General features: G+C 29.7%; 14 protein-coding genes. 8 read left to right on the top strand and 6 right to left on the bottom strand.

The window, feature by feature from the left end; genetic code table 11:
- Positions 1 to 12: 12 nt before the first annotated feature.
- From IEW75_RS02230 to IEW75_RS02220, 3 genes are read left to right on the top strand one after another with little or no spacing between them, the layout of a single operon-like run.
- Positions 13 to 882, top strand: coding sequence for a M23 family metallopeptidase (locus IEW75_RS02230; RefSeq protein ID WP_134248409.1), 870 nt, complete (start codon positions 13 to 15; stop codon positions 880 to 882).
- Between the two features lie 2 nt (positions 883 to 884).
- Complete coding sequence (locus IEW75_RS02225) at positions 885 to 2,381, top strand: GH3 auxin-responsive promoter family protein (RefSeq protein ID WP_134248408.1); 1,497 nt, start codon at positions 885 to 887, stop codon at positions 2,379 to 2,381.
- Positions 2,378 to 2,920 carry an MOSC domain-containing protein gene (locus IEW75_RS02220; RefSeq protein ID WP_134248407.1) on the top strand — a complete coding sequence of 181 codons (543 nt, stop codon included), beginning with the start codon at positions 2,378 to 2,380 and terminating at the stop codon, positions 2,918 to 2,920. The genes IEW75_RS02225 and IEW75_RS02220 overlap by 4 nt, the downstream gene beginning before the upstream one ends.
- Before the next feature lie 76 nt (positions 2,921 to 2,996).
- Here the strand turns inward: IEW75_RS02220 and mscL are convergent, their stop codons facing one another.
- The 3 genes from mscL to IEW75_RS02205 all read right to left on the bottom strand — a co-directional run bounded on the left by mscL (position 2,997) and on the right by IEW75_RS02205 (position 5,184).
- A complete protein-coding gene (gene mscL / locus IEW75_RS02215; RefSeq protein ID WP_134248547.1) occupies positions 2,997 to 3,401 on the bottom strand; it encodes a large conductance mechanosensitive channel protein MscL in 405 nt (134 codons plus the stop codon).
- Between the two features lie 66 nt (positions 3,402 to 3,467).
- Positions 3,468 to 4,577 (bottom strand): alanine racemase, encoded by a 1,110-nt coding sequence (gene alr / locus IEW75_RS02210; protein ID WP_134248406.1) that lies wholly within the window; start codon positions 4,575 to 4,577, stop codon positions 3,468 to 3,470.
- Positions 4,567 to 5,184 (bottom strand): thymidine kinase, encoded by a 618-nt coding sequence (locus IEW75_RS02205; protein ID WP_134248405.1) that lies wholly within the window; start codon positions 5,182 to 5,184, stop codon positions 4,567 to 4,569. Before IEW75_RS02205 ends, alr begins: the two co-directional genes overlap by 11 nt.
- A 177-nt stretch (positions 5,185 to 5,361) precedes the next feature.
- Here IEW75_RS02205 and IEW75_RS02200 point away from each other — a divergent pair, with 177 nt between their 5' ends.
- From IEW75_RS02200 to IEW75_RS02185, 4 genes are all read left to right on the top strand, one after another.
- The gene (locus IEW75_RS02200) at positions 5,362 to 6,123 is read left to right on the top strand and encodes a DUF8457 domain-containing protein (protein ID WP_134248404.1); all 762 of its coding nucleotides are present in this window, start codon (positions 5,362 to 5,364) and stop codon (positions 6,121 to 6,123) included.
- A 135-nt stretch (positions 6,124 to 6,258) separates the two neighbouring features.
- On the top strand, positions 6,259 to 7,218 hold the full coding sequence (locus tag IEW75_RS02195; protein WP_134248403.1) for a tetratricopeptide repeat protein: 960 nt from the start codon (positions 6,259 to 6,261) through the stop codon (positions 7,216 to 7,218).
- Positions 7,219 to 7,992 carry a lipoprotein insertase outer membrane protein LolB1 gene (lolB1, locus tag IEW75_RS02190; RefSeq protein ID WP_134248402.1) on the top strand — a complete coding sequence of 258 codons (774 nt, stop codon included), beginning with the start codon at positions 7,219 to 7,221 and terminating at the stop codon, positions 7,990 to 7,992. It abuts the gene before it with no gap.
- On the top strand, positions 7,992 to 9,218 hold the full coding sequence (locus tag IEW75_RS02185) for a murein hydrolase activator EnvC family protein (RefSeq protein ID WP_134248401.1): 1,227 nt from the start codon (positions 7,992 to 7,994) through the stop codon (positions 9,216 to 9,218). Before lolB1 ends, IEW75_RS02185 begins: the two co-directional genes overlap by 1 nt.
- A gap of 135 nt (positions 9,219 to 9,353) precedes the next feature.
- Here the strand turns inward: IEW75_RS02185 and IEW75_RS02180 are convergent, their stop codons facing one another.
- Entirely contained in the window at positions 9,354 to 10,487 is a 1,134-nt protein-coding gene (locus IEW75_RS02180) for a saccharopine dehydrogenase family protein (RefSeq protein WP_134248400.1), read from the bottom strand.
- A gap of 194 nt (positions 10,488 to 10,681) precedes the next feature.
- Positions 10,682 to 11,608, bottom strand: a complete 927-nt coding sequence (gene mnmL, locus IEW75_RS02175; protein WP_134248399.1) for a tRNA modification radical SAM protein MnmL/YtqA — start codon at positions 11,606 to 11,608, stop codon at positions 10,682 to 10,684.
- A 44-nt stretch (positions 11,609 to 11,652) separates the two neighbouring features.
- Between mnmL and IEW75_RS02170 the strand changes: the two genes are divergently transcribed.
- Positions 11,653 to 12,108, top strand: coding sequence for a 3-oxoacyl-ACP synthase (locus IEW75_RS02170; RefSeq protein WP_134248398.1), 456 nt, complete (start codon positions 11,653 to 11,655; stop codon positions 12,106 to 12,108).
- A 94-nt stretch (positions 12,109 to 12,202) separates the two neighbouring features.
- On the opposite strand, the gene IEW75_RS02165 is transcribed toward IEW75_RS02170, so the two are convergent.
- Positions 12,203 to 14,344 (bottom strand): prolyl oligopeptidase family serine peptidase, encoded by a 2,142-nt coding sequence (locus tag IEW75_RS02165; protein WP_134248397.1) that lies wholly within the window; start codon positions 14,342 to 14,344, stop codon positions 12,203 to 12,205.
- Between the last annotated feature and the right edge of the window lie 63 nt (positions 14,345 to 14,407).

Genomic DNA, 14,407 nt, shown 5'->3' with positions numbered 1-14,407 from the left:
TTTAATCAAATTATGGCAAAAAAACCTAAAAATAAAGGAAAATTTAGACAGAAATTAATTAATAAATACCGTTTGGTTGTATTAAATGAAGATACTTTTGAAGAAAAATTGTCTTTTAAATTAACACGATTAAATGTATTTATTTTTGGCAGTTTATTTTCTATTTTACTCATTGTTGGAACTATATTTTTAATTGCTTTTACCCAATTGAGAGAATACATTCCGGGCTATTCTTCAACCCAATTAAAAAGAAATGCAACCCAATTAATTTATAAAGCAGATTCTTTACAACAAGTACTTGAAGTTAATAATTTATACATTCAAAAGGTTAGAGATTTACTAACTGGAGAAATATCCGAAGTTCAATTCGATAAAGATAGTGTGCTGCAATCAATACAATATGATAAGGATTCTATAAATTTAAATCCCTCAGAAGCAGATTTAGAATTTAGATTAGACGTTGAAAGAGCTGATAGATATAGTATTTTTAATGAAGCAACAAAAAGTGCCGATGTTGTGTTTTTTGCACCAGTTGTAGGTACATTAACCGATGGGTACAACCTAAAAACAAAGCATTTTGCAGTTGATATTGCTGTAGAAATGGGAACTCCTGTTAAATCTGTAGCTGATGGAACTGTAATTTTTGCAGCTTGGACTTCAGAAACTGGACATGTTGTTATTGTTAAACATTCTGGTGGTTTTATGTCAGTTTATAAACATAATACGGCAATACATAAAGAACAAGGAGATTTGGTAAAGTCAGGTGAAGTAATAGCGTCTGCCGGAAATACTGGAGAATTTAGTACAGGTCCGCATTTACATTTCGAACTTTGGAATGAAGGATATCCCGTAAATCCTGTTAATTATATTGATTTTGAATAACTATGAGTCTTAAATCCATTTTAGCGAAACCCTATGCAAAACTTGTATCAACAAAGTTTTATAAAGAAAGTAATAACGCTGTAAAAATTCAGCAAAAAGTATTTAATAAGTTAATTTCTCAAGCAAAACATACTGCTTTTGGAAAAGATCATAATTTTGAAAATATTAAATCCTATCAAAATTTTAAAGATCAAGTTCCAATTAGAGATTACGAAGATTTAAAACCATATGTAGAAAGAGTTGTAGCTGGAGAACCTGATGTTTTATGGAAAGGCAAGCCCTTATATTTTGCCAAAACTTCTGGTACAACTTCTGGCACAAAATATATTCCGTTAACTAAAGAGTCAATGCCAATGCATATAAATGCGGCTAAAGATTCGCTTTTATTGTATATAAACGAAACCAAAAAAACAGATTTCTTAAATGGTAAAATGATCTTTATACAAGGAAGTCCAGAGTTAAAAGAGCAAAACGGAATTAATATTGGACGATTGTCTGGTATTACAGCGCATTACATCCCTTCATATTTAACAAAAAACAGGTTGCCAAGCTGGGAAACCAATTGTATTGAAGATTGGGAAAAAAAGATAGAAGCTATTATTGACGAAACTATTAATGAAGATATGACACTTATTGGTGGAATTCCGCCGTGGGTGCAAATGTATTTTGAAAGAATTGTTGCACGAACTGGTAAAAAAGTAGGAGAAGTTTTTCCAAACTTTAATTTGTTTGCCTATGGAGGTGTTAATTACGAACCGTACAGAAATAAATTTGAAGAATTAATTGGAAGAAAAGTAGATGCTATAGAAATGTACCCTGCTTCCGAAGGATTTATTGCTTACCAGGATTCTCAAACCGAAAAAGCGATGATGCTTTTAGTAAATAATGGTATTTTCTATGAATTTATTCCTTCTGAAGAATTTTTTAATGAAAATCCGACAAGAATTTCATTAGCAGATGTAAAATTAGGTGTAAATTATGTAATTATTTTAAATACAAATGCAGGTCTTTGGGGTTATAATATTGGTGACACAATAGAGTTTTTATCTATTAATCCGCCAAGAATTGTAGTTACTGGAAGAATAAAACATTTTATTTCTGCTTTTGGAGAACATGTGATTGGAAAAGAAATTGAAGACTCTATAAATTACCATACAATTGATACCGGAATTACTGTAAGCGAATTCACAGTTGCGCCCCAAATTACACCAGAAAAGGGATTACCATACCATGAATGGTTTATAGAATTCGACAAAAAACCAACAAATATTAACGAGTTTGCTAAAAAAATTGATGCTACTTTACAGCAACAAAATAGCTATTATTTAGATTTAATTGTTGGTAAAATTTTGCAACCTTTAAAAATTACTGTAATTGAAAAAGGTGGTTTTAATAAATATATGAAATCTGTTGGAAAATTAGGAGGACAAAACAAAGTACCACGTTTATCTAACGATAGAAAAATTGCGGATTCATTGGCAAAATTTGAAGAAAAATGAAGGTAATATCTGTCAATATTGGAGAGAAAAGAACTATTAATTACAAAGGAAAAATAATAGAAACTGGTATTTTTAAAAGTCCTGTTGAAACACCAATTTTTTTAGGTGAAGAAGATGTAGTAAATGATGCCGTAATAGACAGAAGGTACCATGGCGGAATGAATAAAGCAGTATATGCATATTCGAAAAATCATTATGCATACTGGAAAGAAATCTATCCGGAATTAGATTGGAAATTTGGAATGTTTGGTGAAAACTTAACCATCTCAGATTTAGACGAAACCGAAATACATATTGGAAATCAATATAAATTAGGCGATGCAATTATTGAAGTTACACAACCAAGAGAGCCTTGTTTTAAATTAGGACTAGTTTTTAAAACTCAAAAAATTTTAAAACAATTTTGGAATTCAACAATGTGTGGCATTTATTTTAAGGTGTTACAGACAGGAAATGTATCAGTTAACGACGGACTTATTCTAATTAAAAATTGCGAAAACGCTCCTACAATTGCTGAAGTCTACGAAACTAAAAAATAACATTCTATAAACTAAAAAGAGCTCGCAAAATGCGAACCCTTTTTTGAATTAAAGAAAGTTTGGTTAAATTTCTTTATTATTTTTTAGCTAATAAATCTCTTATTTCTACTAATAAATCTTCTTGAGAAGGTCCTTTTGGTGCTGCTGGAGCAGGTACCTCTTTTTTCTTAGTTGCATTTACAGCTTTTACAACCATAAACATTACAAAAGCAACAATTATAAAATCAATAACATTCGTTAAAAAATCACCATATAATACTGCAACTTCACCTACAATTTCACCGGCTTCATTAGCAACCCCTTCTTTTGCTATATATTTTAAATCTTTAAAATCTGAATTAAATATCAAACCTACAAGTGGAGAAACAATGCCTCCGGTAAATGAAGTAACAACACTTTTAAAAGCTGCTCCCATTACAAAACCTATTGCAATATCAACAAGGTTTCCCTTCATTGCAAAGTCTTTAAATTCTTTTATCATTCCCATTAATTATAAATTTAAGTTATTAATTAAGTTAAAGCTAAAGTAATAAAAAAAATTAATTCATTAACATTTTTTTAACAAGCGTCTAATCCTTTGTGAAATTGCAGTTAAAATTTCATAAGGAATTGTATGAATTTCAGCTGCTAATTCTTCGATATGAGATTGATTTTTATAAACTAAAACTTCATCTCCTTCAATACAATCAATTTCGGTAATATTAACCATTATCATATCCATACAAACGTTTCCAACAATGGGAGCTTTCGTATTATTAATATACACAAAGCCTTTTCCGTTACCTAGTTGTCTAGAAATTCCATCTGCATGACCAATTGGAATAGTTGCTGTCTTTAGGGTTGAATTTGCCTTAAAAGCACGGTTGTAACCAACTGTTTCACCCTTTTTAATAGTATGAATTTGAGAAATCACCGATTTTAAAGTCAATACATTTTTTAAGTTTTTTGTTTGTTTTGCTTCATTTCCAAAACCTAACAACCCTATTCCAAGTCGCACCATATCAAACTGCGCTTCTTCAGCATAATTAATAATACCCGAAGTATTTAACATATGTTTAAATGGCGTGTTTGGTAATTTGCTAATTAATTTTGAAGAAAGCGTTTTAAAAGTAGCTATCTGTTGAAGCGTAAATGAACGTTCGTTTAAATCTTCACTTGCAGCAATATGCGAAAAAACCGAAACTACTTTTAAGGCAGTTTGAGTATTTATAATTGTAGTGATCTCAGAAATATCTTTTTCAACAAAACCCAGCCTATTTAATCCAGTATTAAATTTTATGTGTATTGGATAATTTTTAATATTTAGCGCTGCTGCCTTTTCAATAAAAGCAGTTAATAAATTTATAGAATATATGTTTGGCTCTAAATTATAGTAGAGAATTTTTTCAATATTCGCTTTTTGAGGATGCAATACTAAAATTGGAGTTTTAATTCCAGCGTTGCGAAGTGCAATACCTTCATCTACATACGCAACAGCAAAATAAGCCACTTTTGATTCCAAATATGTTGCTATTTCAATTGCACTAGTGCCGTAACCAAAAGCTTTGACTACAACCAGTATATTAGTAGTTGTATTTAGTTTAGACTTAAAAAATTGTAGGTTTAAATCAATTGCATTTAAATCTATTTCAAGTACAGAAACGTGGTTATTTTCCATTTTTAGGTTGTTCGGCTATATTCTTTTTTTCCTTTTGCATTGCCTTGTAGTAGGCGGCTCTACTTAATGGTTCATATTCTTGAGTTTCACCAAGTAACACCAAAGCATCACCTGATGCAGTCCTATGGCTATAATGTGCTAAGTTTCCGGTACGCGTACAAACGGCATGCACTTTAGTAACATATTCCGCGGTTGCCATAAGTGCTGGCATTGGTCCAAACGGATTCCCTTTAAAATCCATATCTAAACCGGCAACAATTACACGAACACCTCTATTTGCTAAATCGTTACAAACAGCAACAATTTCATCATCAAAAAATTGTGCTTCATCAATACCAACAACTTCAACATCTGTAGCTAAAAGTCGAATATTTCCAGATGAAGGAACAGGTGTAGAACGAATTTCATTGGAATCATGAGAAACAACTTTCTCTTCATCGTATCTCGTATCTATTGCAGGTTTAAAAATCTCCACTTTTTGTTTTGCAAACTGGGCGCGTTTTAACCTACGGATTAGTTCTTCTGTTTTACCAGAAAACATAGAGCCACAAATAACTTCTATCCAGCCAAATTGTTCGGTATGATTTACTGTATTTTCAAGAAACATTTTGTAATTTCACGTTTCAAAGGTTATTGTATTTGTTTGTTATAAACGAATGCAATACTAAATAGTATATTTTTTCGAATTAAATAGTTTAATTTGTAATACAGAAATTACTGTTTTTCTGAATTTTTACAAATTTATTAAAAATAACACATCAATAATCAATAAATAAATCAACTTATGCACAAAAAATTGGAAGCTGAATTAGTGAGCCTGGCTCACAGTATTTTAGAACTAAAAAATAACGACATAACCATTTTGCATAAAAAGGCACATACTATTTATGAAAAATTAACAATTTTAAAATTTGTTGAAGAAAACTTAAATAGTGTAGAAAAAGTTGATGAAGTTAACATTGAACTTAAAAAAGAAAATGAAGTGCAAACAGCACCCCGAATAATTGAAGATATTGTTACCGAAGAATCTGCAACTGTTAAAACTGTTGAATCTATAATTGAAATTGCAAAGGAACTGGAAGAAGATGTGACCTCAACCCAAAAAAAGGCAACAGAATTTTCTATTGAAGACACTCCAAAAGCTACAAAAGAAATTATTGAAGAAGTTGCATTACCTAAACCAACTTTAGATGAAGAATTTAAAGATGCTATTTCTGCTGATGTTGCAACCAATCTTTTTGAAAAAGCAACGAAAGAAAATCCTGTTATTGAAGAGAATAAACAGCAATCTATTCGTTCAATAAATGATACCTTATTTAAAAGTAATTTACAAATTGGATTAAATGATAGAATTGCCTTTGTAAAACATTTATTTGAAGGAAGTCAGGAAGATTTCAACAGAGTTTTGTCTCAATTAAACTCATTTAAAACAGAAAAAGAAGCCAAAGAATTTCTAAATAATTTGGTAAAACCAGATTATAATTGGAACGATAAAACAGAATACGAACAGCGCTTGGTTGAACTTATAGAACGCAAGTTTTTGTAATTTTAACCTACTACAAAACCTATTAAAATTAACTGAAAATTCAAAAATTGTAATATTTTTATTCATTTAAAAACAGCCTAAAGTTGAAAAAATTCAAAATTTTTAAAATGAATAAATTGTATATTGCACTTCTAAATGAATTTTAAAAAATTACATAACATATTTTTAATAGGAATTGCGCTCTGTTCTTGTTTTTCATATGCTCAAAATATAGATAATAAAGAAGTACAAGATTTAAAATTCCAAGAATATTTTTTTGAAGCTTTAAAACAAAGCACTACAAATAATTATTCAAAAGCTATTGAAAATCTGGAGAAATGTGCAGCAATTGATACTGTAAATTTAGCCGTAGATTTTGAACTTTCTAAAAACTATTTGCTCTTAAAAAAATATTACGAAGCTGAAGTATTTATAAATCGTGCACTTGCAAAAGATCCAAAAAACCGGCATTTATTAAAACACAAAGTAAATATCTTAAAAGCTCAAAGAAATTTTAAGGACGCTATAGAAATTCAAAAGCAACTTGTGGAACTAAAACCAATTTATACCGATGAATTGGTGCTGCTATATATTCAAAATAGAGAATTTGCAAAAGCAGAAGATTTAATTACCAAAATTGAGGCCAAGGCCCTAACAACCTTAAAAATTAGAAGGTTTAGAAACTATTTAACCAATAGAAAAAAATTAAATAAAAAAGAGACAATACCTGCAAAAAATCAACCTGAAAATACAAGTATTGAAGCCTTAAAAAATTCATATAAAAAAAATAAAGAATTTAAAACCTTGCTTAAAATTCTAAGTTACGAACTTGAAAATAATCTTTTTGAATTATTAAATTTAGATAGTAAAAATGCATTGGAATTATTTCCTGCACAACCAATTCTATATCAATTAAATGGATTTGCACTTAATAAACTTAAAAAATATAATGATGCAATTGACGTTTTAACTATTGGCATTGATTTTGTTATAGATAATATTGAAATGGAATTAAATTTTTACAATCAGTTAATTATTAGCCACGAAGGTTTAAATAACACAAAAGAAGTTTTAAAATACAAACAAAAAATAGCACTGTTAAAACAGGCAAATTAAATGAAAATATTTTCTAAAATAGTATTAATTTTTTTATTGATTTTTACATCTTGTAAATCAAATAAAAATACTGTTGGGTCTAATATCAGTAGTATTTCAACAAAAAAAATTATCAACAACCACTACAGTTCTAATTTTGATCAAAAAACAGTAAATGCTAAAATAAATGCCAAGTATAAAGACGAAAAAACTTCGGTAAGCTTTAGTATAAAATTGCGCTTAGAAAAAGATAAAACTATTTGGATGAGTGCAACAAAATTTGGTATTCCTGTTGCAAAAGTAAAAATAACCCCTAGTAGAGTAATTTATTACGAAAAAATGCAACGCACTTATTTTGATGGTGATTTTTCTTTATTAAGTAAATGGCTAGGTACCGAATTAGATTACGAAAAAGTTCAGAATATTTTGTTGGGGCAAGCTGTTTTAAATTTAAAAAAGGGAAAATACAACTCTGAAATAGCTAATAATTTGTACCAATTAAAACCTAAAAAAGATATTGATTTATTTGGGATTTTATTCTTTATGAATCCAGATAATTTTAAAGTAAATAGACAGGAAATTAGAAATCAAGAGAAGCAACAATTGCTATCTGTTTCGTATCCAAATTACAGTAAAATAAAAGGAGAACAGTTTCCCAAAAATATTGATATTAGAGCTATTGATCATAAAAAAATAACAACCATAAATATAGAATATCGCACAGTTGAATTTAATGAACGTTTAACTTTTCCGTTTTCAATTCCAAATGGTTATAAAGAAATCAGTTTAAAATAATGCAGTTTAAATTAAAGTATCTTTTGCTGTTTTTAATAGTACTTATTAGCGTAAACAGTACTGCTCAAAAATCTAAACGTCAAGTATTAGAAGCACGTCGTGTACAACTTCAAAAAGATCAGATATACATTAACGCATTATTATCCAACACTATAAGAACAGAGAAGAATGTATTAAATCAGTTAAAAGATCTTGATGATAAAATTAATACCCGAGAAGATTTAATCAATGCCATAGAAAACGAATCAAACGAATTAGGAAACGAAATTTATTTAAATCAGCTTGAGATCAATAAAAATAAAAGAGCTTTAGAAGCGCTTAAAAAGGATTATGGAGAAATGATTTATAGTTCTTATAAAAGTAAATCTCAAAATAGCAGAATAATGTTTTTATTGTCTTCAAAAAACTTTTTTCAGGGCTATAAACGCTTTCAGTATATGAAACAATATACAGCCTTTAGGAAAAAACAAGGAGATGAAATTCACATAAAAACTTCTGAATTACAGACGTTAACAGACTCGCTACAAGTTAAAAAAGATCAAAAGAAAAAGCTTTTAGATGTACAGAGGAAACAACAATCTGATATTGAAAAAGAAAAAAAAGAACAAGAAGTTTTATTGAGCAAAGTAAAACAGAAAGAAAACAAATACAAGAAACAAATTAAACAGTTTCAAAGAGAAGAAAGTAGAGTTGCTGCACAAATAGATAAACTTATTAGAGCTGCAATTGTAGCATCAAATAAAAAATCTGGAAATACTTCTAGAACGGCTTCTACAACATTCGCTTTAACTCCTGAAGCAAAGGAATTAGCTTCAAAATTTGAACTTAATAAAGGGAAATTAGATTGGCCAGTAGAGAAAGGTTTTGTATCTACGTTTTATGGTAAACAGCCACATCCAATTGTAAAATCAACCACAATACAAAGTAATGGTGTTAGGATTACTACAAATGATGGAAGTAAAGCAAGGGCTATTTTTAATGGTACTGTTTTAGCTGTACAAGTAATGGGTGGCAATAAAAAAATGGTTTATATACAACACGGTAATTACATTACGGTGTATAAAAATTTGGAAAACGTTTTTGTAAACACTGGGGATAAAGTAACTACAAAGCAAGAAATAGGAACTATTTTTAAAGATAAAATTACTGGAAAAACAATTTTGAGTTTTGTTTTAACAAACAATGCCCAAACATTAAATCCTGCAACTTGGATTTATAGAATGTAGTTTTTAAATGAAATGTGAGGGGTGAAACATGAAAAGTCGACTTAACTTTTAACTAAAGACGTTTCACGTCTCACAAACAACTTTAAAACTCCTAACATTATTCTTTTAATTATTAAGATTATCTTTCGCACTAATTTATTGTTCTTCTTTGTTATATATTACTTTTCTTTCCTTTAAATACTTTAAAATATAGTTAAAACAGGCTTCGTGTTTTCCTACCAATTCTGGCGAAAATACACCTTTCTCAATAAATAATCCATCTAAAAACATGTTGGCCGCTGCTGTTGCTGTATAACCTGTAGTTCTCGCCATTGAAGACGTCTTGGTTTCAGTACAAAATTCATCGTGCAAATTGTAAACAATTGTTTTTAGCTCGCCATTTGAGTTGGTTCCTTTTAAAGAAATTCTCATTACAGTTATTTCTGCTTCGTTTTCATCTAGTTTCCATTCATTAAATAATATTTTTGAAGTAAATTCTAGTGGTGAAATCTCATTACCGTTAAAATTTATTTTTTCTTCATTAAAAAAACCACTTTCTTTTAACACTTTTACATATTCAACATGGCCAGGATAACGCAATGTTTTCTCTTTCATGTTTTTAATATGAGGCATTGTAAAAATTATTGAGCGTAAACCATCTGAATTAAAAGATTCTAAGGTTCCAACTCCCTCAAAATCCACATATTCACAATCTGTTAAAGCTTCTTTCGTTACCATTACACTGTTTTCCACATAACGTGCCGGACGCGTATATTCTTCTATTACATCAATTGGAGAAAAAGGAGCTTTATAACAAAAAGGCCATTTTTTAACTTTTGGCAAACCCCCTACCAAACATTCAAAATCTGTAATTTTTAATTTTTCATTATAGTATCCTAAAATAATATTTCCCATTCCTGGAGCAACACCACAATCTACAATAGCAGTAACATTATTTTGTTTTGCTAATTCGTTCAATTCAAAACAATTTTCAGAAAAAAAAGAAATATCAATTACGTTCTTACCTGTTTCAATAATAGATTTTAAAGTTTCAAAACCTAAAAATCCGGGAACTGCACAAATAACCAAATCAAAAGGTTTTATTGTTTTTTGAAGTTCCCTTTTATTAGTAACATCTAATGGAATTGGAATTAATTTATTACACTTAGAAACAGCTTTTTCTAATGCTTTTTTATTAAAATCGGTAATCGTAACCAAATGTTTTTTTGACATATCAATAGCCATTGTGCTACCAACCATGCCAGCTCCTAATACAATAATAGTACTCATAAAATTAGTTTTAACGTTAGAAAATTGAAAGTTATAATGATTAAATACAACTATAATAACACAACCCTAGAATTAAAATCCAAGGCATTTCAGATAACTGTTTTATGTAGATAAATAACATACCTTAAACATACAAAATATACATTACTAAAACAGTATTATTTTGGATAACGTTATTATTGCAGTTATAAAAATTAATAGTTTTTACCCTGCCATAGATTTTTATGTTGAAGATTTTTATCAATTTTAGCTACAATTTCAAAGTTTTTAAGTCCGCCCCATTTTGGAGCTATTAACAACTCTTTTGGTGCTTCGCTTATAAAGCGCTCAATAATAATATCTGGACGCAAATGAGTAATAAATTTAGAAATAAAATTGATATAATTATCAGAAGTAAATAAGTTAAAATTCTCTGGAATTCGTTTATATTGAACTGCCATAATGGAGTTTCTTACAATTTGTAAATGATGTAATTTTAATGTGTTTATTGGCAATTTTGAGATTTCAATTGCATGGTTAATTAAATCTGATTCACTTTCACCTGGCAGTCCTAAAATAATGTGGGCCCCTAGATGAAACCCTTTGTTTCTACACAAGTTAAAAGTGGCTTTGGTTTCTTCAAAAGTATGACAGCGATTTACTTGCAACAAGGTTTTTTCATTCGTGCTTTCTACACCAAATTCTAAGGAAATAAAATAAGTTTTAGAAAGTGTATCTAAAAAATCAATTATTTCTTCTGAAATACAATCTGGACGGGTTCCAATAGCCAATCCAACAACTTTTGGAACACGTAACGCTTCTAAATATAGTTGTTTCAGCGATTCAAAATCAGAATACGTATTTGTATAAGCCTGAAAATAAGCTAAAAATTTATTATTTTTCCCTTTTCTAGAAAAGAATTCAATACCTTGTTCTAATTGTGTTTTTACACTTTTTTGAGGTTCACAATAATCTGGATTAAATGTGTTGTTATTACAATATGTGCAACCACCAACTCCTTTTGAACCATCTCGGTTTGGACAAGAAAAACCAATATCTAACGAAATTTTTTGTACTCTTTCTCCAAACTTTAATTTGATGAATGAACTATAATCTAAATATCGTTTTCCTGTAAATTGCATAATTGGTTACAAAATTAAGAATTGTTATTTTTACAACCATCTTTATGAAAAAATATTTAAAAATAAAACAACAATTACTAGAAGCCTGTTTAGATTTTGTTAAAGAAAAACACAACACAATTTCAAAAAGTATTGCTTCAAATAAAAACGATTTGTTTTCTGAAACCAAAAGTTCGGCTGGTGATAAGCATGAAACTGGGCGCGCTATGATTCAATTAGAAATGGAAAAAGCAGGACAACAACTTTCTGAAGTTACTCTAATGAAAGAAGTGTTAAATAAAATAATTATTAAAAAGAAAAGTGAAGTTACTTGTTTAGGAAGCCTTATTAAAACAACAAAAGGCAGTTATTTTTTAGCCATTAGTGTTGGAAAAATTGAAATAGAAAGAGTAGTTTATTTTGCAATTTCTTCTCAGTCTCCCATTGGTAAAGAATTGTTAGGAAAAAAAGTAGGTGAATTTATTCCTTTTAATAACGCTGAAATTTTAGAGATAGCATAAAAAACCGTCATTACGAGCAAAACATAAAGAATCTAGCACAGATTGCTTCACTTTGTTCGTAATAACGGTTTTAATTTTCAAAAAAGTTTTTAATTTACCCTTTTACCTTGGTTTTACTTGGTAGTTCTTTATAACCCATATTGTAGAACGTAAATCCTAAAATATCGGCATATTGCTCAATTGTTTTTGAAACAGGAGTTCCAGCACCATGACCAGCATTTGTCTCAATTCTTATTAATGTTGGATTGTTTCCCTCTTGTTTTGCTTGTAATTCTGCTGCAAATTTAAATGAATGTGCGGGCACCACTCTATCATCATGATCTCCAGTTGTTACCATTGTTGCTGGATATGAAACACCTTCTTTTACATTGTGTACAGGAGAATACCCTTTTAAATAATCGAACATTTCTTTAGAATCATCTGCTGTTCCATAATCGTAAGCCCAACCTGCTCCTGCTGTAAATGTATGGTAACGTAACATATCCATCACTCCAACAGCAGGCAATGCTACTTTCATTAATTCTGGTCTTTGCGTCATTGTAGCTCCAACTAACAAACCACCATTTGAGCCTCCTCTTATAGCCAAATAATCAGATGAGGTATACTTATTGTGAATCAAATATTCAGCAGCAGCGATAAAATCATCAAATACATTTTGTTTTTGCATTTTAGTTCCGGCATTGTGCCATGCTTTTCCATATTCACCACCACCACGTAAATTAGGCACTGCATAAATCCCCCCTTGTTCCATCCAAACGGCATTTGCAATGCTAAAACTTGGCGTTAAACTTATGTTGAAACCTCCATAAGCATATAGAATTGTTGGGTTTTTACCATTTAATTCAGTTCCCTTTTTGTAAGAAATAATCATTGGGATTTTAGTGCCATCTTTAGATGTATAAAATATTTGTTGAGATTCAAAATTATCGGCATTAAAATCAATCTCAGGTTTTTTATAAAGTTTTGATTCACCTGTTTTAGGAACAAAAGAATAAATAGAACCCGGATTTATATAATTAGTAAAAGAATAATAAATAGTTTCATCATCAACTTTTCCTCCAAATCCACCTGCAGTACCTATACCAGGGAGCTCAATATCTCTAATTAATTTACCACTAAAATCGTATTGTTTTACTTTTGAAACGGCATCAACCATATAAAGTGCAAAAATATATCCGCTTGCAGTAGAAACATTTAATACATTTTCAGTTTCAGGAATTACATCTTCCCAGTTATTTGCATCTGGCTTTTCAACAGCAACTTTTACAACTCTTTTATTAGGAGCGTCTAAATTAGTTTGCATAATGAAATATCCATTTTGATGGTCAAGTACATTTGTATCATTATCAAAGCCTAAAATAATAGGTTTAATAACACTATTTGGGTCGGATAAATCTTTGTAATACAATTCATTCCCTGAAGTTGAAACAGAAGCAGAAATAATTAAGTATTTTCCATCTTCAGTAACACCTCCGCCAACATAACGTCTTTTATCTTTATCGCCAAAAATGATTTGATCGTCAGCTTGTTTTGTTCCTAATTTATGATAAAATAATCGGTGTTGATCTGTTTTAGCTGAAAGTTCACTTCCTTTTGGTTTTTCATAACTCGAATAGAAAATACCTTCATTTCCTTTCCAAGACATACCACTAAATTTTACATCAATAATGGTGTCTTCTTTAATTTCTTTTGAAACCGCATCCATGATGATTATTTTTCGCCAATCGCTTCCACCTTCAGAAATAGCATAAGCAACGGTATTTCCATCTTTTGAGAAAGACATGCCTCCTAACGAAGTTGTTCCATCTTTAGAAAAAGTATTTGGGTCTAAAAATACTTCGGCCTCTTCTTCACCCTTAAATCTATACAAAACATATTGATTTTGCAAACCATTATTTTTATAGAAATACGTATAATCTCCTTCTTTAAATGGAGCGCTCATTTTTTCGTAATTCCATAATGTTTCTAATCGGTTTTTCAATGCTTCACGGTACGGAATATTGGCCAAATAATCGAATGTAACTTTGTTTTGTTCACCAACCCATGCAGCTGTTTCTTCAGACATATCGTCTTCTAACCATCTGTAAGGATCTTTTACATCTGTACCATAATAATTAGTAACAGTATCTACTTTTTTTGTTATAGGATATTTCAATTCAACAATTTTTTGAGTGTCAGATTTTTTGCAAGAAAAAAGAAAAATTCCAACAAGCGTAATTAATATTATTTTTTTCATTGTAGTTGTTTTAGATTACTCTTCAAAGCTAATTAAAAAAAGCTGAATTAACTTAAATTATGT

Origin of the sequence: Lutibacter litoralis, assembly GCF_014646675.1 — a bacterium.
GTDB classification, from domain to species: domain Bacteria; phylum Bacteroidota; class Bacteroidia; order Flavobacteriales; family Flavobacteriaceae; genus Lutibacter; species Lutibacter litoralis.
This window is presented reverse-complemented; position numbering and strand designations above follow the sequence as displayed.

What these genes read in the sequence shown, in the direction of transcription:
- IEW75_RS02230 (WP_134248409.1), top strand. Translation starts at nt 13, where the DNA reads ATGGCAAAAAAACCTAAAAATAAAGGAAAATTTAGACAGAAATTAATT.
- IEW75_RS02225 (WP_134248408.1), top strand. Translation starts at nt 885, where the DNA reads ATGAGTCTTAAATCCATTTTAGCGAAACCCTATGCAAAACTTGTATCA.
- IEW75_RS02220 (WP_134248407.1), top strand. Translation starts at nt 2,378, where the DNA reads ATGAAGGTAATATCTGTCAATATTGGAGAGAAAAGAACTATTAATTAC.
- mscL (WP_134248547.1), bottom strand. Translation starts at nt 3,401, where the DNA reads ATGATAAAAGAATTTAAAGACTTTGCAATGAAGGGAAACCTTGTTGAT.
- alr (WP_134248406.1), bottom strand. Translation starts at nt 4,577, where the DNA reads ATGGAAAATAACCACGTTTCTGTACTTGAAATAGATTTAAATGCAATT.
- IEW75_RS02205 (WP_134248405.1), bottom strand. Translation starts at nt 5,184, where the DNA reads ATGTTTCTTGAAAATACAGTAAATCATACCGAACAATTTGGCTGGATA.
- IEW75_RS02200 (WP_134248404.1), top strand. Translation starts at nt 5,362, where the DNA reads ATGCACAAAAAATTGGAAGCTGAATTAGTGAGCCTGGCTCACAGTATT.
- IEW75_RS02195 (WP_134248403.1), top strand. Translation starts at nt 6,259, where the DNA reads ATGAATTTTAAAAAATTACATAACATATTTTTAATAGGAATTGCGCTC.
- lolB1 (WP_134248402.1), top strand. Translation starts at nt 7,219, where the DNA reads ATGAAAATATTTTCTAAAATAGTATTAATTTTTTTATTGATTTTTACA.
- IEW75_RS02185 (WP_134248401.1), top strand. Translation starts at nt 7,992, where the DNA reads ATGCAGTTTAAATTAAAGTATCTTTTGCTGTTTTTAATAGTACTTATT.
- IEW75_RS02180 (WP_134248400.1), bottom strand. Translation starts at nt 10,487, where the DNA reads ATGAGTACTATTATTGTATTAGGAGCTGGCATGGTTGGTAGCACAATG.
- mnmL (WP_134248399.1), bottom strand. Translation starts at nt 11,608, where the DNA reads ATGCAATTTACAGGAAAACGATATTTAGATTATAGTTCATTCATCAAA.
- IEW75_RS02170 (WP_134248398.1), top strand. Translation starts at nt 11,653, where the DNA reads ATGAAAAAATATTTAAAAATAAAACAACAATTACTAGAAGCCTGTTTA.
- IEW75_RS02165 (WP_134248397.1), bottom strand. Translation starts at nt 14,344, where the DNA reads ATGAAAAAAATAATATTAATTACGCTTGTTGGAATTTTTCTTTTTTCT.